Below are 20,047 nucleotides of genomic sequence, written 5' to 3'. Positions count from 1 at the left end.
CAAAAATCACAAAGTCGATTAACAATCGTTTGTTTGAACCGTTGTAGTTGCGGCATTATAAACAAAATTAGGTGTAGTACCAGTACGTGTAGCTGGTGCATACCAAACAAAACAACCAGCATCAGTCACAGCTGTTGGCTCTGTTGAACCATTAGCATAAAAAACACCTGCACCACTAACCACATTAAAATTAAAATCAGCAGAATTTGCAGTTCCACCATTGTTTAAATCGGCAACATTCACGTCCATTGCAACTACAATGCCCGACGCCGCACTACCTGTTAGGTCAACGTCTGGATAACCATATACCAAGCCAATCGATTCACCTGTGTCAGCCGTGATAGTACCTGTAGCTTGCTTCTGTAAGCCTGCAATCACAGATTTACCGTAAACGATTGAGCTTGCGCTATCTGCTGCACCTGCAACACCCTGAATAGTCGATGCATTAGCATCGCCTTGTAAATCTAAAAACTTAGGGGCTGCTGTTACTGCTAAAATACCTAAAATTACAATAACGATAATTAATTCGACTAATGTAAAACCTGTTTGCTTTTTCATATTACTTACCTCTTTAAAGCCTAAAATTAGTTACCAAAAACTCGCACTACGCCAGTTGCTGGAGTGTATTCAATACCACGTAAATTTGTATCTGCAGGGCTGTTTGCCGCTGGAGGAGAGTTGATGTCAAGCGCGCTTACTAAATAATAGAGACAAACGCCACCATTACCATTGGCTGCACCATCTGCATCGTGTCTTACAAAATAAGTATTTTGTTCAAGCTCCGCGACTGTTGCCACAACAGTGTTAGATGGCGCACTTTGCAACACTGAATTAAACACGCCTTGGCATTTCAGCGCTGTTAATGCTGTTGACTCTGTCGAACCAGCTATTTCATTACCCGCAGCGTCCACACCTGATGTTGGGTAGCCAATATCCGGGTCAATACCAACACGCGTTGTATCATAATCAATAAAGTTGATAGCGGTATTATTGTCAGGGCGACCTAACACTTCCCATTGACCGCGTACTAGGCCAACTGCAGCTGCTAAACCACCTGCAACGCCTTCAACCGTCGAGCGCTCTGCTTCTTCTTGAATATCAATAAAGCGCGGCAATGCCGTCACGGCCAGTAAGCCTAAAATTATCACTACAATAATCATTTCGATTAATGTAAAACCTGTGTTCTTTGCTAGATTTTTCTTCATTTGACGCCTCGACGACTTAATTGTAACCAAAGTTTACATTTATGCTCTAACTATTGCTCACTATGCCATTTAAGAACATGTACTTAAATAGTAAAACTGAATTTTTATAGTATTTACAGCCAATTATTTGACCGTGATCTAATATTTCTACACTGTTAACATCCGATAGCGCAATTGACTGTAAGTTTTCGAACAAGCCATCACATTGCGCTTTGGATGAGGTAACTACGTGGGTTACAAATCCATTACGGTTAACACGTGCTTTTAACACTCCTTCGCTACTTAGCGATGACTGTGCGACCAACGACATTTCAACTTCACTTTGCTTATCTCGCATCCATTGATGCCTAATATGGTTGATGCTAGTTACAAACTCATCTTTTGATTTTTTTGCAACTACTTGTTCAACTTCATCATATAAGCCTAGCATTTTTCCTGCCAAGACCCAGTACAGCAGACAAAAAACAATCAGTATGATGATAAAGCGATATAATCCTGTGCTAGATTCTTGCCTATCTGCCACATTTATCGTCCTTTAATTGCCGACATCATATCCCACATTGGCGTAAAGATACCCAAGGCTAATACAAGCACCATACCAGCCACAATCGAAATTAAAATTGGCTCAATTTTGGCGGTTAAACTCTTTAAATCAAAATCTACTTCACGCTCGTAAAACTCTGCCGCTTCTTGCAATAGTTCTTCGACTCGTCCAGTTTCTTCGCCTACGGCGACCATTTGTAATACCAATTGAGTAAACAGCTCGCTGTTTTTTGATGCGCGCAATAAGCTTTCACCTTTTTCAATACTGCGCCGCATATCAATTACTTTCTCTTCCATAAAGGCATTGTCAATCGCTTCTGCAACTAATGAAAGGCCTGTCGTCATGGGTACGCCTGCGCGCAGAATCATAGCGAACGAACGACTATAGCGAGCCAATAATGAGCGTTCAATAATACCGCCCACAATGGGAATTCTAAGCTTTACCCTGTCCCATTTCAGCCTGCCAACAGGTGTTTTTAGATAACTTCTAACGCCGATAAAAACACCTAAAATACCAAGTAAAAGCACATGCCAATACGTTACAAAAAAGTTGGATGTGCCAATCAAAATTCGCGTCATTAATGGCAGCTCGGCATTAAATTTTGCAAACATCTCAGCAAAGGTTGGAATAACGAAAATATTGAGAATAAACATCGCAATTGCCAACGCAATAACCACAAACATTGGATAACGCATAGCTGCTTTAATACGTTTACGAGTTTCGTGCTCTTGTTCAAAATACGTCGCAAGTTGCAAAAACGCATCTTCTAACTTACCCGTGCTTTCACCCACTACCACAATCGATACCATTAAACGGTTAAATATCTTTTTGTGACTGGCAAATGCCGCGGATAAATTTCGACCTTGCTCTAGTTGCTTTGCGACATCAAGCAAAGCATCGCGAAAAACGGGGTGTGTAGTGGTTTCAGCAAGCCCAACAATTGCCCGAATAATCGGAATACCCGCTTTCATTAACGAGTACATTTGGCGTGAAAAAACAATCAACTCATCAAGGGTCACTTTTGGCTGAAAAAACGCCATTATCGGCGAGTTTTCGCCCTCTTTTTCACCAGTGCTAGGTTTAATAGACAGCGGTATTAACCCACGCCTCAATAGTACATCTGCAGCCGCATTGTCATCATGCGCCTCAAGCTCACCGTTAACCGGGTTGCCCTGTTTATCTTTTGCTTGATAGGCAAAAAACGGCATCGTCTTAACCTACTAACTCAGGCAAACTTTCAGCCACTCTAAACACCTCTTCAAGTGAGGTAATGCCTTGGCTTGCGTAATCCAATGCCATCACTGATAAAGGTTCAAACTCTGGGTTTGCACGTGCCGCTTCTGAGAATGCTTGTGTATCAGCTAAACGCAGTGCATCCATCATAGGTTCGTTCATTTCGAGTAATTCGAACACACCTATCCGGCCACGATAGCCGGTTTGATTACAACTGTTACAGCCTTTGCCCAACTTAAACTGAGCACCGCTAAAGCGAGGATTGATATGATTTATCCAAGCAAGTTCTTGTGCATCAGGCGTATAATCGCTCGCACATTTATCACATACACGACGCACTAAGCGCTGCGCTAAAATTGCGCGTAAAGAGCTTGCTACCAAATAGCTTGGCGCTCCCATATCAATTAAACGCATGGCGCTGGTAATCGCATCATTGGTATGCAATGTTGATAACACTAAGTGACCGGTTAACGCACCGCGCAAACCAATTTCAACCGTTTCTTGATCTCGCATCTCACCTACCATCAAAATATCAGGGTCTTGACGAAGTGTGGTACGTAATACAGATGCAAAACTTAACCCAATTTTACTGTTTACCTGAACTTGGTTAATGCGCGGTAATCGATATTCCACAGGATCTTCAACGGTAATGATTTTTTTGCTTGATTGGTTTAACTCACTTAATGCACCGTAAAGTGTTGTGGTTTTACCCGAACCCGTTGGTCCTGTAACCAAAATCATGCCGTGCGGTCGCTTTAGCGCATTACGCATTTTATTAAGCACTTTTAAAGGCATACCGGTTTCATCTAACGTTAATAGACCCGCCGACTGATCGAGCAAACGCATTACTACGGACTCACCATGCTGTACCGGCATGGTTGAAACACGCACATCAATATTGTGACCCTTGATGGTGATATTGAAGCGACCATCTTGCGGTAAACGCTTCTCTGAAATATCAAGGCCCGACATTAACTTAAGGCGCAGTACCAATGCCGCTGAAATAGCCACTTGATCAAGGGTATTTTCATGCAAAATGCCATCTATGCGCTGACGAATGCGTAAAATGCCTTCATCAGGTTCAATATGAATATCCGACGCACGCATTTGCACTGCATCTTCAAAAATCGACTGCAGTAATTTTACAACGGTGGCATCTGAGGTGTTTTCATCTAGCGCATTAAGCTCAAACTCTTCGGTCTCTTGATACTCTTCTTGCAGCTGTGATGCAAAGCTTTCGATGTCTTGGGTACGGCGATATAAATTATCGAATGCATTTAGAATTTGCTGCTCTTGTGCAACAACAATTTCAATTTGCTTTGGCGCAACAATAGGCGCTAGCTGATCTAAACTCGATAAATCAGCAGGATCACTCATCGCAATTTGAATCGACTCACCAAGGTCTGCTAAAGCCAGCGCTCTAAAACGACGAGCGTAAACTTCAGGGATCAGTTTAACCACCTTTGGGTCGAGCTTTTCATTGTCTAAGTTTACAAACGCAACATTAAGTTGCTGCGCTAAAAAGCGTAGTAACTGAGTTTCTTCAATCACTTGCTGCTCAATTAATGTAGCACCGAGCTTTCGCCCCGTTATTTTTTGTGCTTGAAGCGCATCGTTGAGTTGTTGTTCCGAGATGATATGTTCATGAACCAACAAATCACCTAATCGCATTTTTAACCTAGGACGCATCGAGTCGACCTCTTATAAACTGTAAACGCTCAACAGCATAACGCTGTGATGCAGGCGACAAATTGCCAATTTGCGTCGCTGTTGTGTAATATTGCATCGCATTTTGCCATTGTTTTAAAAATTCAGCGGAACGCGCCATTGCTAACCACCACTTGCCTTGCTCAGGCTGCGATAGCGTTAATTTTTTAAAACTGCGTAAAGCCACTTCGTGTTGCTTTAACTGCTGTGCAGCTAAGCCTTTTAATATCCAAAAATCGTTATCACCTTGGCTTTCGTAGCGCTGCGGCAATACACTCAGTACTTCGTTATATTGCTTATTATCAGCGTAAATGCGCGCCAATAGAGTGCGCCACTCCATACTATCGGGTTTTAAACTTAACCCTTGCTCAAGTACATTACTGGCTTTCACGGTGTCTTGGCGACCGTAAAACGCCGCAGCCAATAGGCTACGACATTCAATATGTTCATTAAGTACTGCAATACACTGCTCTAACGCGGCAATAGCCTCGCTCACCAAACCAAACGTGAAGGCTTTTTTTCCGGCTTGAAAATGTTCATTTGCCTGTTGCGTTGCTGTTATCTTAGTAACTTGCTTCATCGTCGCTTGACGTTCAGATGGTTGCGCTTTTTCGCGTTCTACAAGCTGAACGGGTGGTATGTCCTCTTCAGCAGGCACCACTTTTTGTGACGCTACGCGGGGAGCTTGTGTAGCAGTTGTATCATTATCCATCTCGATAGTTTGCGTTACTTTCTCTGCTTGCGATAATGATTGAGATGTTAGCGATTTAGATTGCTCAGCTACTTGCTCATTTCTTTGTTGATTTACTTGTTCATTTTCCTGTTCAAGCATGCGATTTGGCGTTTCACTTGTTGGCTCACTTACAGCTGGATTTTCGTTACTAGTAGTAACCACAGGAATACTTTCAGCAGCGTTTGGCGATTTTACAAAAAAATGCTGAACCGGATCTTTTTTATAAACCACATAAGCAACAAGCGACAACGCCACCACAGCTAATACTGGAATTGCTAACTTATGCAATTTTTCGCCGATATCTGAAATTGGTGTTACGTTTACTGTTTTTTCTCGCTCTGCGCTCGATGCGGCTTCGGTTTGTCTTTGCTCTAACCCCTTGAGCGTTTTATTCAGTACACTCATAGTTGTTCCTTAACGATTAACCATGTCGCCGTACCTATCACTAACAACAAAGCTAAGTACATTGGCCAAATACGTGAGCGGCTTAAGCGGCAATCTTCTGTATCTTGCGCGGCGCTATACACATAACCTACTTTGGCTTTTTGTGTACCCTCACCATAGCCCTGAATAAGCACTTTATGACTTAACAAATTAACCAAACGTGGAATACCGCGACTCGCTTTTGCAATAAGCAAACACACTTTATTAGAAAAAAGCTCTTTCGCTTGCTCGGCTCCCGCAACTTCTAACCGATGTCGAATATAATATGCCACTTCAGCATTGGTCATAGCGCGTAAGGTATATGAAAAACTAATACGCTGTCGTAACTGACGCACTTTTTGATTTGCTAAACGGCTATCGAGCTCAGGCTGGCCAAATAACACAACCTGAATCAGCTTACGTGTTTCGGTTTCTAAATTAGTAAATAGTCGCACCGCTTCTAACGCATCCCAACTTAAACACTGCGCTTCATCAATAATCAAAACAACGCGTTTGCCTTGATGATTTAATGCTAACAGTTGGTCTTGAATTTTTTGGCTAAGCGATTGCTGATCTAAATCGCTGCTAATATCAATTTGTAATTCGTTAGCTATCGCATAGCGCAGCTCATCAGGACTTAAATATGAATTGGCGATATACGCTACTATGGTTGAGTCATCAAAGCTATTGAGCAGCTTTCGACATAACAATGTTTTTCCGGTACCAACTTCACCCGTAACTTTAATAAAGCCCTCACCCATATTGAGCGCGGTAATCAGTACCTCCATGGCTTCATTATGAGGAGCTAACGCGCAATAAAACTGCGTATTGGGCGTTAGCGAAAACGGTAACTCGGTCAAACCGAAGTGCGATAGATACATTACTTACCGTACCAAGAATTCAACAACTTAAGGCTACGTTGCTGCTGTTGTTGCCAAGTATCTGCCATCACCACGGTTGGGCGAATAAGAATGACAAGCTCTTTTTTGTTTTGCACACGACGCACGCTTTTGAATAGATTTCCTAAAATCGGCATATCGCCTAAAACTGGCGTTTTCGATTCTTGATCTGTGGTTAAAGTTTGCATTAAGCCACCAATAATCACTATTTCGCCACTGCCTGCACGGATCACAGTATCGGATTCACGAATGTTACTTTGCGCTAGCGGTAAAACGTAGTCTTGGTCGTTTAGTGTCACGACTTTGTTTTGTTCTTCGGTTTCGGTAACCGATGGGTGAACATGTAAAATAACTGAGCCAAACTCATCAATTTGCGGAGTTACATCAAGCGCAATACCTGAGAAAAACGGCGTCAGTTCAATTTCTGGTGACGTGGTTGTCGCATTGCCGGTTACCGTAGTGCTCGATACTTCTGTAACAAAATACTCGTCTTCACCCACTTTAATCACTGCTTTTTGATTATTCGTTGCAGTTACACGTGGGTTAGAGAGCATTTGCACATCGCCCTGTGTCTCAAGCAAGTTAATCACACCGCTGAAATCAGCATTTTTAAAGACTAAGTTAGTCACACCACCTAATTGAGATGAAATAGTATTGCCGACTTGCGCAGCAGCAGTGGTTGAGAAAGTTAGATCAGTCGCGCCAATATGGCCTAACACTTCGGACCAATTAACCCCTTGCTGATATTCATCGTTTAAGGTTACTTCAATTATTTTAGCTTCAAGCACAACTTGGCGCTGCAAGCTGTCTTCACTGGCTTTTAAAAACTCTTTTAGCGCGGCAATTTCACTTGGTAATGCGTTTACAGTTACCAAACTTGCTTGCGGACTAACAATAACAAAACGGCCACTGCCCTTACCAATTAAGGATTCCATCGCCAATTGCAAATCTTTCCAAAAATCAGTTTCACTGCTGGTTTGAATGCTAGCACCATTAATTTGCATATTAGAGCCACCACCAAAAGTGTTATTACCACCCATATTTTGGTTATTGCTCGAATTATTGTTACCTGAATTACCATTACCGCCTGAGCCACCTTGATCAAACTGGCTCACGCCACCAGCAACAACGCTTACCGTAGATAATCCGCTACGCTTCATCATTAAATAGTTTACCGGTATCGACTCAGTACGCATTTTCGCCGGTAATACTTGCACCACCTTGCCTTCACGAAATACATCAATGCCGTATAAACGCGATACAATTTTTGTCACTTCATCCATAGTGACGTCTTTTAACGTAAGTGAAATTTCACCTTCCACCTCTGGGTGTAAAGCAACACTATACGGCGTATCGGCAACCAATCCCGCGAAGAATTCATTAATAGACACTTTATTGGCATTTACATCGAAGCGCGTCATTTCAAACTCTTTCGGTAATGAAACGCTAGTTCCTACAGAGGCTAGCAACTCTTCTTCAAAACCTTCTGGCGCTTGTTCGGTAGGTAACTGCTCGTTTGCAGTATTTTGTGGTTTCGCATTGAGTTCTTGTTGAATATGCGGCTTTAATGTTGGCTCTGACGTAAGCTCACAACCAGACACCATTAACGCTGAAACTGCCAGCCAACTTTTTAGAATGTTATTTTTTAATTTCATGCTGATAAAGTCTCAATACCTTGTTAGTTTGACCTTGCTCTAGTGTCACCGAGTCCGATGTTATTTTTATCACTTTATAGCCTTGAACTTGGTCGCCAATTCTTACCATTTGCCCAGCAACAACCGCTAAGTTGCCTGAATCTTTTACAAACACCGATTGCAGCACCAGTGCGTTATCTGCTTGCGTACTGTTAGCAACAACACTGCTCGCTTCAAGTGTTTTTGGTCGTGTTGGATCTTGCAGGCTTTTTGCCGACAGCGAAAAGCCACAACACATGCAGATTAAAATAAGGTTATAACGCAATAAATTTATCATTCGCACTTACAGTAGCAATGGTTAATGTCAATTTACCTGTCGGATACTCGTCCACTTGGTAATCAAATTCTTGAATAAATAACTTTTCTTCAATCTTCTTAATTTGTTTTAAATAACTTAATAGCCCGAAATATTCACCCTCTAGCTCTATCAGCATAGTATGTTGATAAAACGCGACCTCCCGCGGCGCTAGAGGTTCTTCCCCCTGAGGGTCTTGTGCCGTAGCAGGAGTGCTTGAAGTGACATAAATCGCTTCTACTGGGTTTATTTTAAAACGCGAAAGTTGAATATTTTTATGCTTACGCAGAATTTTTTGCAATACCAATGCCATATCTTCAGGCGAGATGTAGGTAAGGCTAAAATCAGCCAGTTGCTGATTAATTTGCTGCAATTCACTCTCAAGAGATTGCTCTTGTTGCAACAACTCTTGCACATAACTTTTGCTCAGCGCATCTTTCAGCACCACTAATTGTCGCTCGCTGTTTTGCTGTTGATTAGTTAAATTAGTAATTCGCTGCTGATTGTTTGAATATGAAGTTTGCAGCGGCGAAATTACAAACCAAATGGTTAAGTAACCGAACAAAAACAAGCCAACTGAAAATACCAATAACTTTTCACGTTGCTCTAGCGTGCTGAGTTTTTCTGACCACTGCTGCCAAGTATCCTTCATTATTGCACTCCTTGACCGCTATATTGGGTGGCAATTTGAAACTCAACACCGGTTTCTTGCTTATCAAATTCAAGTAACGAGAAGGTTTTTGCCTCAAAATATTCTGAGCGCTTCAGGCCATTCAACCATTCAGGAATAGCCGAGCCATGCGTAGCCTCGCCTACTAATTGAATATCGTTACCAACAAAATGGAACGATTTAAGCCATATTTCGTTGTGCGTATTACTGGCTAAATCAACCATCACTTGTGCGTAGTCAAATTCAGCTTGCTTTGATTTCGCTTGCATAAATTGTAGTAACTTTTGCATTTCAAGCATGTCGTGTTTTTTCTTATCAATGCGGCGTAATACTGGCGATTTATCTTGTTTTCGTTCTAATTCACGTTGCACTTGAGTTAGCTCAGCTTTAGTGCGGTCTAATTTGCTTTGTAGCGATAACAGCTGTTGTTTCGATGTATGTTCAAAACGCGCGAATAATATACTAACAAGCACCAACACAATAATTAGAGCCCCCCAGCACATCACAATATTATTAAGCGTAAAAAACTCACGCTTCGGTTTTAGCTCATCTAAGTATAAGTTAATGCGAGTCTTCATTGTCACCTCGCAAGTCCTGAGATAATGCCGCCGCAATCGCTAGCTGCACTTCAGTGTTTTGCTGTAAACAGAGCGCTAAGCGTGGTTCAAACGCGAGTACTTTTGCTGGAAAAAACTGACTCAACTCTTGCGCTATGCCGTTAATTTCAAAATTTGGAATTGCCAACTGCAAACTTTTGATTGGAGGTTGCTTTAGCTGGCTTTCAAAATAATCGAGTGAGCGCTGTAATTCCAACCCTAGTGCATCAAGTAGCCCGAGTTTCAATTGATTTAATGGTTGCTCAGCCAGTGGAATTAAGCCACGCAGCTTACGCGATAACAATAGCTCGCCATCACGAATAATATGAATGCTTGGCTCGTTGCCGAATTGCTGCGAAACCAACATATGCGCAGCGTTATCTTGCGTCACTAAATCGCAAAACATCATTTCTTGGGTAGTAATGGTTTGTAGGTCAATATCGTTGTCGTTAATTAATTTAAGCATTGGCATTAACAAGGTACGGCTTGTTACCACCACATTAATTTTATTTTGCCCACCTTGTTTTAACGATGCGTCATAATAATCCGCAATAATATCAGCAGGTTCTAAGCTTACTAATTCTTTAATCGTCCACGGTAGCGACGTCACAATGTCTTGCTCAGGCAAGTTAGGTTTTTCAATTTGCACCCATTGGTATGCACTTTCGGGCATTACCAAACATACTTGTGCACCAGAGGGGAGCTTCGCTAACACTCTATTAAGTGCTGGTAATTTTTCCGTTTCACTTTGAAACGCTTCAACTACCGTATGCTTAATTTCGAAACTATCTGAAACGCGATGCAGAATAACAGATACAACTTTATCGCTCGCAATATAGATGCCAGCTAACAGTGAGCCATCATTATTCTTGTTAAACCACGGAATTCGAGCCAATAAATTCTTCATATTTGTTATTATTTAATATGTTATCTATCAAACGCGCTATTGCTCTTAGTGTAGCAAGCAAACCAACCTAAGCAAGGAGTTTCGTGCTTTGAGCATTGATTTCCAACTAAATATTGATCAAACACCGGTGCAAAAAATTGCGCATCCCATATTAGCTGAAAATAACATCACCCTATTTGTGAAGCGCGATGACCTGACGCATCCGTTAATAAGCGGTAATAAATGGCGCAAACTTAAATACAACCTTCACTATGCGCATAAAAACAAAATAGACAACTTGCTGAGTTTTTCAGGCGCTTTCTCAAATCATTTATATGCGTTAGCGGGCGCGTCGCGCTTGTTTGGGTTTAACACAGAAGTAATTGTACGTGGGCCAGAACTTGATACTAACAATCCCTGTTTAAAATTCGCCAGCGCTTGCGGCGTAACACTAACGCCAGTTAATCGCATCACTTACCGAAAGCGTTATGAGCAAGATTATTTATCTGAATTACAAACAAAGCGCCCAGACAGCCTAATCATTCCAGAAGGTGGTAGCAACCAACTCGCAATGAAAGGCGTTATAGAACTCGCACAAAGCTTGCCACACACAGATCAAGTTTGGTGTGCTGTGGGTAGTGGCGGCACATTAGCAGGGTTGATTGAAGGACTTCCCTACAGCACTCAAATTTATGGTGTTGCGGTATTAAAACAAGCAAATTATTTAAACGATGAAATCCAAAAGCTTAGTCTTAAAGCTAAACAACAAGATAATTGGCATTTATTCACCGAATATCACTATGGCGGCTACGGTAGTTTTACAGATGAATTGTGGCAGTTTTGCCAAAGCATGCGTGCGCAGTTACCACTTGAGCCCATTTACACTGGAAAATTACTATTCACAATTTTCAGCCAAATAAAGCAAGGTATTATTAAACCAAACACCCGTATCATGGCGATTCACACCGGTGGCTTACAAGGACTAACAGGACTCAAATTCCGAAAGCTAATTTAACAGCCTCAATTGGGGGGTTAGTTTAATCCCAGTGCAATATTGCTTTCGCCTTGCTGAAAGTAGCGCCCACTAGCACCAGAAAAATGATGTTCTGCAAGCAAGTTAAGTTGATATTTATTTGCTACGCCATTTGCGTATAACTGCAACTGGTATTGATTGGCAAAATGAGCAACGGCTGTCAGTAAGCTCTCTTGTTGTTCATGCAGCAGCTGAAAGCAATCGCTGTCTAAACTTATCCCTGTTAAATAATTCACGCCTTTTTGCACCGCTAATAATGCACCATGGCAATGCTCAAGCAAAATAGCAATATTATGCTTTTTAACAAATTTAAGTTGTGCTGAGATTTTATCAAATTCGTTAACGAATGCGCTTTCAGGCAATGAAAAACGGATCACTTGGGTATGCCCCGCTTGCTCTACCAATTTCACTAGCTCATTTATTGCATTAGCACTTTGCCAAGTAGAAAGATCTAAACACAAAGAGACAGGTTCGCTACCTGGGTCTTGTGCAAGTGTTTTAATTAGCTGGTGCATTAAATGTGAATCGAGCGAAATTAACTTATCTGGCTCAATACAGCCCAACAAACACTGTTTGGCATCACACAATCCAATTTTTTGATGGCGAATCGTGATACCAACTTGATGAAATAACAAAGCCTCACCATGCACGCTAAACACCGGCTCAAAAACCAGTAAAAACTGCTTATTTAACAAGTCACTCAGCATATCTGGCAGCGAATATTGCAATAGCGCAAGATTAGTTTGATTTAGCTTTAGGGTGTGGCAAGGGTCATGCTGTTTTGTTTTCGCAATAGCTAATGCAAGCTCTGCAAGTTGATATACATTCAACTGCTGACACGGCTCGCGATACAAACAAGCACCAAATGCAATGTCGCTATGCTGCGCCATAACTTCGATAAAAAGTGTATTAAATCGCCTTTCATCGCACACATTTGGGCATTTAATAGTAATGCTGATACGCTCGCCTTTAAGTTGCTTGCAAGATACAAAGTCACTGGCGAATGCGTTTTTTAAGCGCTCACCCAACTCCTGCAAATTATTAATAGATGCACCACTAACCAATACAAACACATCAAACGCATTGCTGTTTAATGCATAAACAGGGGAAGCTTGGCGTTTAAATGAAATTTGCGGGGGCAGTTTTAATAGCACACCAGGTGACGCGCGGTGGATAAATAACAGAAGTAATATGGCGGCAATTGCACCGCACACAATAACAGCGGTAAGACTTTCTAAGAACCAATAAGCAACAAAACACGCCCAAAGCGCACAAACAACGTAGAGTATATTAAGAATACGACTAAAGTTGTTCCACATTGCACATCCGCCACACCTGCTCACTATACATAAGTGTTGACGAGGTTAGCCAGATGCGCAAGTGAGCAGTGGCGGTTACTTCAGCCGTTCGCTGAGTAATTTATTAAGCTCTAGAATTTGCGCTTTTAACTCAAGCACTTCACCTTTGGTTGCAGGCTCATCTAATTCGTCAGTATTTTCTTTAACAAAGTTATCGTGCTCTTGGGTCATCACTTCAAGCACCACGCCCACCATCATATTTAAGAAAATAAACGCCGTTAAAAAGATAAACGACAAATAGTAAATCCAACTTAGCGGGTGCACCGCCATGGTTTCGTACATTACATCTGTCCAATCTTCAAAGGTTGCCACACGGAACAGCGTCAGCATTGAAATCGATACATCGCGCCAAAGGGTTGGGTTAATTTCACTGAACATCATGCTACCAACAGCGGCATAAATGTAGAAAATTACAAACATTAGTAGTGCGATGTAACCCATGCGCGGAATCGCTTTAATCAGCGCATTCACCAGCATTCGTAGCTCTGGCACCATAGAAACCAAACGCAGCACACGGAAAATACGCAACAAACGCGCAATAAACACCGTTGAACCCGCAACAGGTAACAAGCTACCAATTACAATAATGGTGTCGAAAATATTCCAACCCTTAGAGAAAAACGCTTTAGGCCCTTTTGAAGCAATAAAACGAATTGTAATTTCTACCGCAAAAAATACTGTGATGCCTTTATCTAACAGCAGTAAGAGATTCTCCATCCACACAGGCAAGGCATAAGTATGCGCACCAACACTCAGTGCTGATACCACAATGACAAAAATTACAAAGGCTTGAAACGCTTTACTGTCGTCGATTCGTTGAAATTGGCTTTGCATGGCCGTGAACATACTGAATTTCTCTTACTGGTTAGCAAAATAAAAAACGCATTATAACCATCCATTAAGCGAAGATCTAACGGATAAATTAGCGCACTGTAACAACATGTTATGCGTTAAAAGCAGCAGTTAAAAAATTATGCTTTATGCAGCTTGTTGCCCTTTATGGGTTTTATTAAAAAGTGATAAAGTGAGTTTTTTTGCTATCAAGAACTCTTATGCGCATTATTCACACATCTGACTGGCATCTTGGCCAGAGCTTTTTTAATCAGTCTCGGCAAAAAGAGCACCATTTATTAATCAAATGGCTAGCTGAGCAAGTTAAAACGCAGCAAGTAGATGCGGTGATTATCGCAGGAGATATTTTTGACACTGGCACACCACCAAGTTATGCGCGCAGCCTCTACAGCGAACTTATTTTGGGAATGCAAGCGGCAAATTGTCAGTTGATTGTTACCGCAGGCAATCACGATTCGGTAGCAACTCTTAACGAGATTAAAAGCTTAGTAAAAGCCCTTAACTGCCATGTGGTATCACAAGCAAGTGAAAATGTAACAGAGCAAATCGTCGCTATCACTAAAGCTGAAAAAACATTAGGTTATGTCTGTGCTATTCCGTTTTTACGCAGTAAAGACATTATCACCAGCCGCGCCGACGAAAGCATAAAAGAAAAACAAGACAACCTTGCCAAAGGCATTTACGAGCACTTTGAAAACACCTTTCAAGCCGCGCAAACATTAAAAGCAGATCAAGATATACCGATTATTATGACGGGCCATTTAACTGCTGTAGGCGCATCTAGTTCAGAGTCAGTGCGCGATATTTACATCGGCCATCTGTCAGGTATAAACGCACTTCAACTGCCAAACGCCGATTACATCGCTCTTGGTCATATTCATGGCGCTCAAAAGGTTGGTAAAGAAGGTAATGTGTTTTATAGCGGCTCGCCAATCGCCCTTAGTTTTGATGAATTAAAACACGCGAAATCGGTCAACTTGGTTGAATTTGAAGGGCAAAATGTGTCGCAAATAAGCCAACTTGAAATCCCACGCTTTCAAGCAATGCAAACCATAAAAGGCAACCTCGCCGAAATTAAAAACGCATTAACCGTATTTTCAGAGCAAACTGACATAACCTGGCTGAGCATTGAAGTTAGCACCGACGACTATATTAGTGACCTGCAAAATACAGTGTTGAATCTCACCAAAGACCTGCCTGTTGAAGTACTACAACTAAAACGTGCGCGCAAACATGTGGCCAAACTTAGCCAACAAAAGCAAGAAAACCTGTCTGAAATAACCCCTTTAGAGGTTTTTGAGAAACGTATCGCACTTGAAGAGTTTACAACAGAGGACGATCTTGCCCGCAAAGAGCGCCTAACTCAGCATTTTATTTCACTGCTGAATACGGCAAAAGGAGCACAGTCATGAAAATACTATCACTGCGTTTTGCCAATTTAAACTCGTTAAAAGGCGAATGGAAAATCGACTTTAATAAAGCGCCATTTGCCGAAAGCGGCATTTTTGCTATCACTGGGCCAACTGGCGCTGGTAAAACCACCATTTTAGATGCCATTTGCTTAGCACTTTACAACAGCACGCCAAGGCTTGGTGCAATAAGCGCAAGTAATAATGAAATAATGACCCGTGGCACCAGTTACTGTTTAGCTGAAGTTGAATTTGCCGTAAATAAAGGTATGTATCGTGCTTTTTGGTCAATGCGCCGTGCCCGCAATAAGCCAGACGGTAACTTACAACCAGCAGAAGTAGAGCTAGTTGAAGTGACGAGCAATAAACCTATTTCCGCGCAAGTCAAAAAGAAAGATCAGCTCATCGAGTCGCTCACTGGCCTAAACTTTGCCCGCTTCACAAAATCCATGATGCTGTCACAGGGGCAATTCGCCGCATTTTTACAAGCCAAAGAAGCCGACCGCGCCGAGTTATTAGAAGAACTCACCGGCACCGAAATTTACGGCCAAATTTCACAATTAGTACACCAACGCTTTGGTGAAGCGCGCGATGCTCTGAATGTGATAAGTGCTAAAACAGAATCACTCGAACTGTTACCTGAAGAGCGCATAAATGAAATAAACCAGCAAATTAGTGAGCTACAAACACAGCAAACTAATTTAAAAAGCGAGCTTACCAGCCTGCAAGCAAAACGCGATTGGCATAACCAACTTACACAAAACCAACAGCGCTTAGAAAAACTGCAACAGCAAAAAGCGCAGCTTGAAAATGAACTTGCTGAAAAACAGCCAGAGCTAACGCGCCTTGAAGCTGCCCTGCCCGCACAAAAACTCGCGGTTGATTTAGATAAACTAGCATCGTTAAACACTGCCAAACAAAACCAAATTGCCAGTATTGAAAGTTATCAACAACAAGCAAACACGCACGCAAATGAGCAAGCAAAGATTGTTGAGTTAACTCACTCATTAGCCAATAAACTCGATACTGCCAAGCAAGTGCAAAAAGAGTTATTTGAGCTTATTGATAACCAAGTAACGCCACTTGATAACCAACTTGCGCATAGCAAAAGCAAATTAAGCGAGTTAAATCAGCGGCTGGAAAACTTATATATACAAGAGAAAGAATTGACTCAAGCGCTGCAACAAAGTGAAAGTAACATTCATAACCTTGAAGCTGAAAAGCAGCAACTTGCTGCTAGTTTTGATAAAACCATCAATATAGAGCAATTTGAACACAAGCTTGCAGAGTGGCTTGATGAGCATGCCAAACTGCAACTAAACGCACAGTCTTTGCAGCAGCAACAAAACCAGCTAACCGAGTTAGCCGAAAGCAAAACCACCTTAAACCAAGCAATTGGCGAGCAACAAACAGGTATCGCAAAAGAGCAAACTAAGCGTGAACAGCATCAGCTACAAGTTACGCAGTTACAAACACAGTTAAGTGAATTTTGTGATAACAGTGATATTAATGTTTCTGAAGACACAATTGAATCGCTAAAACAGGCGCTAGATAAAGCCAAAACTGCAAAACAACAGCAAACTCAATGGCAACAAATAACAAACGAAATCTTTGCGGATAAAACGCAAATTAAAACATTACAGAGTACCCAACCTGAACTGGAAACGCAGCTTGCTTCACAAAATACACTACTGAAAGCTCAGCAACAAAGTTTAGATACCTCACTTCGCTTACAAGATGCAGAGGCCCAATTAGCACTGCTACGACAAGATTTAGAAGAAGGTACCCCCTGCCCGCTTTGCGGTAGTGCTCAGCACGACTTAAGTCATTTTGAGGTTGGTAACACGGCAGGTAATGAAAACACACACATTGCAACGCTTAAACAAGAGACAAGTGACTTACAACAAAACATCATTGAGCTTTCAGCAACGCTTAGCAGCAATGCCCAACAAATTGATGCATTAAATACCGCAATCACGAACAAAACCCAGCGACTAGATTCAATCGCCACAACTTGGGCGATTGAACAGATTGCGATTAGCGATGAAACCGCTTTGCTGACGTTTATTGCAAAAACTGAGCAACACCTTGCAACCGCGTTACAAAACCATGAACAAGTTAAAGCAATAAATACTCAGTTAACTGAGGCGCAACAAGCAGAACGCGAGTTAAGCCATCAAATACAACTACTAACTGAAAAACTAAATAGCGCGACTGAGCAATTACAAAACGTATCGGCCAAAGAGCAAAAGCTACTAACAACCTTTAATGAGCAGCAAAAGGCTTACGGCTCAGCACTTGCAGAGCTTGTATATATAATTAATAAGTGTGGCTATTCCTGCCAAGAAAGCAATTTAGCCAACTGGTTTAACGAACAGAAACAACAATTAAATACGCTTAAAACACAGCATAAAAAATACCAACAGGTGCAACAACAACTCGCTCTAGCACAGCAGGCACGCAACCATTTAACACAGCAACAAATGGATATTGCCAAGCAACAAAGTGAATTAAAAAATCAACAGGAAACCATACAGCAAAAAATTGCAGAGCAAGCACACACACGCCACGAACTGTTTGGCGATAAATCGACCATAACTGAAAAGCAACAATCACAAGCACACTTAGAGGCGCTTCATACTGAAGTAAAAACCGCCGAAGCAAATGCTCAGCAGTTACACGCTGCACTGACAAAGCTAAATGGTCAACTGAGTGAAAAGCAAGATCAACTTAATGATACCAATGTGCAATTAAGTGAGGTGCAAACCAAACTGACAAAACTACTGGAGCAAACCCCTTATGCGACCATTAAAGCGGCGCAGCAAGCACGTTTACCAGCAGATGAGTTTGATAGATTAGCCGAGCTTAAACACCAATTAGATGCTGCGCTTACACTTAATAGCGAGCAAATAAATACCGTTGAAAGTGAGTTAAAAACCCAACAAGCACATGAATTTAATACGCTAAACCTAAATAACCAGCAACTACGAAGCGCCTTTGACGAACTAAATGAAACACTTGGTCAAACCAACCAACAACTGGGGTTACTGAGCAACCAAATTAATGAAAATACAGCGCGACAAGACAAACTTAAAGATTTAAAACACGAGCTCGATTTACTTAACCGTGAATATCAAGATTGGCATTATTTGCACGGTTTAATTGGCTCGCAAAAAGGTGATAAATTTAGAAAATTTGCCCAAGGGCTAACACTTGATAATTTGATTTATCTTGCCAATCGACAACTTGAAAAGCTCACTGGCCGCTACCTATTAAAACGCAAGGAAGATCAGTCGTTAGAAATGCAAATTATCGACCTTTGGCAAGGAGAGCAAGTGCGCGATACCAACACCCTATCTGGCGGTGAAAGCTTTTTAGTCAGCCTTGCTTTGGCGCTCGCGCTTTCAGATTTGGTAAGTCACAAAGTGAGTATTGATTCACTGTTTCTAGATGAAGGTTTTGGCACACTTGATAAAGAAACCCTCGATATCGCCCTTGATGCGCTCGATAACCTACATGCCAGCGGCAAAACGATTGGCGTAATAAGTCATATCGATGCGATGAAAGAACGCATTCCTGTGCAAATTAAAGTGCGTAAAAAGTCAGGTTTAGGCATCAGCGAACTCGACCGCATCTATAAGTTTGATACAATAGCCAGCGAAACCAGTTAAGAGATTTATCCATGTCACAAGCTTTTGTTGTAGAACTTGAAGAGCAACCGATTGAATTATGTAACTTATTAAAGCTACTCGACCTTGTTGAGTCTGGCGGCCAAGCAAAAATGCTAATTGCCGACGGCTATGTTGCTCTTAATGGTGAAATTTGTCTACAAAAACGCAAAAAAGTATACGCAGGTGACACGGTAGAATTCGACGGCCAACTGTTCCAAATTGCCGAATTTTCAGGTGAAAGCCCTGAAAGTCACTACCAAGAAAACGAGTCATTTGAAGACGACGTTCAAGATGATGACGCAGCTGAATATCAGCCAGTAACTGAAGCGCCAAAAGCAACAACTCCTGCGAATAATCAGCCACCATCAAAAGCGAAAAAAGCAGATAAAAAACCAGCCGCTAAAAGCGCAAAAGCTAAAGATAAAGATAAAAAAACAGGTAGAAAACCGATATCGTTTGGGTAAAGGGCTGGGATTCGCTAATTTTAATTCTAGCCTCAACCGCAGCATTCAAAGCAACTTCAACATTTCCATTTGAATAACTGACGCCATCCATGGCTTGCTCGACCGCTTCGCTCCCTGTCTCGCATTATTCATTTCAATTCCTTTTTCAGGTCTGATTAAAAGGGGGGATAACACAAATCAAACTCTGAGAATATTGTAACATTCTTTTTATACATTTCCCTTTTCAGGAAAAACAACCAGGTAACCCTTTCGTTTATAAAAATATTTACAACCACTAAAAAGACCATAATTGACAATGAGTTACAGTTTTTGCTAAAAGTATAAAATGGGACTAGCGAGAACGTTTTAATTCACACAAAATAACTTGCGATATTT

Annotated in this window: 18 protein-coding genes; 4 read left to right on the top strand and 14 right to left on the bottom strand. The window is 41.6% G+C overall.

What is annotated here, in order from left to right:
• Positions 1 to 18: 18 nt before the first annotated feature.
• The 12 genes from L1068_RS22090 to L1068_RS16635 form a co-directional block, all read right to left on the bottom strand.
• Positions 19 to 558 (bottom strand): prepilin-type N-terminal cleavage/methylation domain-containing protein, encoded by a 540-nt coding sequence (locus L1068_RS22090; protein ID WP_054978944.1) that lies wholly within the window; start codon positions 556 to 558, stop codon positions 19 to 21.
• 26 nt (positions 559 to 584) lie between these two features.
• Positions 585 to 1,205, bottom strand: a complete 621-nt coding sequence (locus tag L1068_RS16685; protein WP_237131157.1) for a prepilin-type N-terminal cleavage/methylation domain-containing protein — start codon at positions 1,203 to 1,205, stop codon at positions 585 to 587.
• 46 nt (positions 1,206 to 1,251) lie between these two features.
• On the bottom strand, positions 1,252 to 1,635 hold the full coding sequence (locus L1068_RS16680) for a hypothetical protein (protein WP_054978946.1): 384 nt from the start codon (positions 1,633 to 1,635) through the stop codon (positions 1,252 to 1,254).
• A 95-nt stretch (positions 1,636 to 1,730) separates the two neighbouring features.
• Positions 1,731 to 2,957, bottom strand: a complete 1,227-nt coding sequence (locus tag L1068_RS16675) for a type II secretion system F family protein (RefSeq protein WP_237131156.1) — start codon at positions 2,955 to 2,957, stop codon at positions 1,731 to 1,733.
• Between the two features lie 4 nt (positions 2,958 to 2,961).
• Positions 2,962 to 4,671 carry a GspE/PulE family protein gene (locus L1068_RS16670; protein ID WP_054978948.1) on the bottom strand — a complete coding sequence of 570 codons (1,710 nt, stop codon included), beginning with the start codon at positions 4,669 to 4,671 and terminating at the stop codon, positions 2,962 to 2,964.
• Positions 4,661 to 5,827 carry a tetratricopeptide repeat protein gene (locus tag L1068_RS16665; protein WP_237131155.1) on the bottom strand — a complete coding sequence of 389 codons (1,167 nt, stop codon included), beginning with the start codon at positions 5,825 to 5,827 and terminating at the stop codon, positions 4,661 to 4,663. Before L1068_RS16665 ends, L1068_RS16670 begins: the two co-directional genes overlap by 11 nt.
• Positions 5,824 to 6,726: an AAA family ATPase gene (locus tag L1068_RS16660; protein WP_237131154.1), complete on the bottom strand. Its 903-nt coding sequence runs from the start codon at positions 6,724 to 6,726 to the stop codon at positions 5,824 to 5,826. Before L1068_RS16660 ends, L1068_RS16665 begins: the two co-directional genes overlap by 4 nt.
• Positions 6,726 to 8,399 (bottom strand): pilus (MSHA type) biogenesis protein MshL, encoded by a 1,674-nt coding sequence (mshL, locus tag L1068_RS16655; protein ID WP_237131153.1) that lies wholly within the window; start codon positions 8,397 to 8,399, stop codon positions 6,726 to 6,728. The genes L1068_RS16660 and mshL overlap by 1 nt, the downstream gene beginning before the upstream one ends.
• Positions 8,383 to 8,715: a hypothetical protein gene (locus tag L1068_RS16650; protein WP_237131152.1), complete on the bottom strand. Its 333-nt coding sequence runs from the start codon at positions 8,713 to 8,715 to the stop codon at positions 8,383 to 8,385. The genes mshL and L1068_RS16650 overlap by 17 nt, the downstream gene beginning before the upstream one ends.
• Complete coding sequence (locus L1068_RS16645; protein ID WP_237131151.1) at positions 8,693 to 9,385, bottom strand: type II secretion system protein M; 693 nt, start codon at positions 9,383 to 9,385, stop codon at positions 8,693 to 8,695. Before L1068_RS16645 ends, L1068_RS16650 begins: the two co-directional genes overlap by 23 nt.
• Positions 9,385 to 9,981: a PilN domain-containing protein gene (locus L1068_RS16640; protein WP_105171096.1), complete on the bottom strand. Its 597-nt coding sequence runs from the start codon at positions 9,979 to 9,981 to the stop codon at positions 9,385 to 9,387. Before L1068_RS16640 ends, L1068_RS16645 begins: the two co-directional genes overlap by 1 nt.
• The gene (locus tag L1068_RS16635) at positions 9,965 to 10,906 is read right to left on the bottom strand and encodes a hypothetical protein (protein WP_237131150.1); all 942 of its coding nucleotides are present in this window, start codon (positions 10,904 to 10,906) and stop codon (positions 9,965 to 9,967) included. Before L1068_RS16635 ends, L1068_RS16640 begins: the two co-directional genes overlap by 17 nt.
• Positions 10,907 to 10,994: 88 nt before the next feature.
• On the opposite strand from L1068_RS16635, the gene L1068_RS16630 reads away from it, so the two are divergent.
• Entirely contained in the window at positions 10,995 to 11,900 is a 906-nt protein-coding gene (locus tag L1068_RS16630; RefSeq protein WP_237131149.1) for a pyridoxal-phosphate dependent enzyme, read from the top strand.
• Positions 11,901 to 11,917: 17 nt separating this feature from the next.
• On the opposite strand, the gene L1068_RS16625 is transcribed toward L1068_RS16630, so the two are convergent.
• Both L1068_RS16625 and L1068_RS16620 read right to left on the bottom strand, forming a co-directional pair.
• Entirely contained in the window at positions 11,918 to 13,237 is a 1,320-nt protein-coding gene (locus tag L1068_RS16625) for an EAL domain-containing protein (protein ID WP_237131148.1), read from the bottom strand.
• Between the two features lie 75 nt (positions 13,238 to 13,312).
• Positions 13,313 to 14,122, bottom strand: a complete 810-nt coding sequence (locus tag L1068_RS16620; protein ID WP_237131147.1) for an ion transporter — start codon at positions 14,120 to 14,122, stop codon at positions 13,313 to 13,315.
• Positions 14,123 to 14,328: 206 nt separating this feature from the next.
• Here L1068_RS16620 and sbcD point away from each other — a divergent pair, with 206 nt between their 5' ends.
• Genes sbcD through L1068_RS16605 form a run of 3 tightly spaced genes read left to right on the top strand, consistent with a single transcriptional unit; the run spans position 14,329 to position 19,672 of the window.
• Positions 14,329 to 15,540, top strand: coding sequence for an exonuclease subunit SbcD (gene sbcD / locus L1068_RS16615; protein ID WP_237131146.1), 1,212 nt, complete (start codon positions 14,329 to 14,331; stop codon positions 15,538 to 15,540).
• On the top strand, positions 15,537 to 19,208 hold the full coding sequence (locus L1068_RS16610; protein WP_237131145.1) for an AAA family ATPase: 3,672 nt from the start codon (positions 15,537 to 15,539) through the stop codon (positions 19,206 to 19,208). Before sbcD ends, L1068_RS16610 begins: the two co-directional genes overlap by 4 nt.
• 11 nt (positions 19,209 to 19,219) lie before the next feature.
• Positions 19,220 to 19,672, top strand: a complete 453-nt coding sequence (locus L1068_RS16605) for an RNA-binding S4 domain-containing protein (RefSeq protein WP_237131144.1) — start codon at positions 19,220 to 19,222, stop codon at positions 19,670 to 19,672.
• Positions 19,673 to 20,047: the final 375 nt, after the last annotated feature.

Origin of the sequence: Pseudoalteromonas sp. MMG024, from assembly GCF_021654175.1 — a bacterium.
Classification (GTDB): domain Bacteria; phylum Pseudomonadota; class Gammaproteobacteria; order Enterobacterales; family Alteromonadaceae; genus Pseudoalteromonas.
Note: the sequence above shows the minus strand (reverse complement) of the source record. Positions and strands in the feature narration are given on the sequence as shown.